Consider the following 1072-nt stretch of genomic DNA (forward strand, 5'->3'; position numbering starts at 1 on the left):
TGTGTCGAAGCCCTCAAAGGCTCCGAACATCGTTCCTCACGACCACGCGCGAAAGGTGCCACCAGAACAGCGCTTACGGTCAAGTGCGCCGAGCGGCTCATCGAGCAAGAGGAACGGCGGATCAGCGATCAGGGCTCGAGCAAGCGCCACGCGCTGTTACTGGCCGCCGCTCAATTGCGACGGCATGCGGCCGCCAAAGTCGGTGAGGTGCACGCGCGCGAGCATGCGGTCGACCTGCGCTGCCTCTCGGCAGCCTTCATGCCGCGCATTTCGAGCGGGAATTCTAGGTTCGGCGCACCGTGAGGTGCGGAAACAGCGCATAGCTCTGGAAGACGATGCCTTGGTCGCGCCGATAAGACTGCACCGCCGCGACCTAATTCCCAGCAATCCGGATGTCTCCCTCAGTGGGCGCTACGAACCCGGCGAGCAGCATCAGGGCCGTGGTCTTGCCCGAACCCCTTGGGACCGACGGTCAGCGACAAATTGCTGACCGCAGCGACTGCCCCATACATCTTGTGACGCTGCCGAACTCAATCTGGGCCGGAACCGAGTTTTTCTCCAATGCTTCATCCTCGGCAATTGGCGGGGTGATGTTCTTTAGATCCAAGGTCACGGCAGGCCGGACAGTGCCGAGCGGTCGAGCCCCATCCATACTACGACATCAACCATTTAACTAGTTTTAGAGGCCCTTCGACCGCCAGATGAGCCAACGTCTAGCTGAGCCGAGCGTTTGCCGCGCACATGATTAAGACCGCTGATTACAGTTATCGAGTGGTCATAAAATGGACCGGCCAGTCGATTTGTATCACCTCTGCTCCGAACCGGGCAAGATAGGAACGTCGAATGCAGGTCAGCGACAGTATTAGTCAGATCCAGATTGGTCTCAAGCCATTCTTTCGGTCTGCCAAGCGGAGCGTCGGGCGCCTTTCCAGGCATTGCCGAGAGTGCGGCGACTGCTCACATGCATCCAGCAACAATTTGGCAATACCAGCTGAATCTCAGATATTTTCGACTGCACGTCGCACTGCAATTAGCCGCTTCTCCCAGGCGTCGCCGGTGAGCCTCTTTGCGC

General features: G+C 58.8%; 2 protein-coding genes. Both read left to right on the forward strand.

The genetic code is table 11. The features are described from left to right. On the forward strand, positions 1–303 hold a 303-nt coding region (locus FJ425_RS32435; protein WP_176479576.1), incomplete at its 5' end, for a hypothetical protein. Between the two features lie 540 nt (positions 304–843). Next, positions 844–1072 (forward strand): hypothetical protein (locus FJ425_RS31835; protein WP_210239596.1); only part of this gene is annotated, 229 nt, incomplete at its 3' end.

The sequence above is a fragment of the Mesorhizobium sp. B2-7-2 genome, assembly GCF_006440775.1.
Lineage (GTDB): Bacteria > Pseudomonadota > Alphaproteobacteria > Rhizobiales > Rhizobiaceae > Mesorhizobium.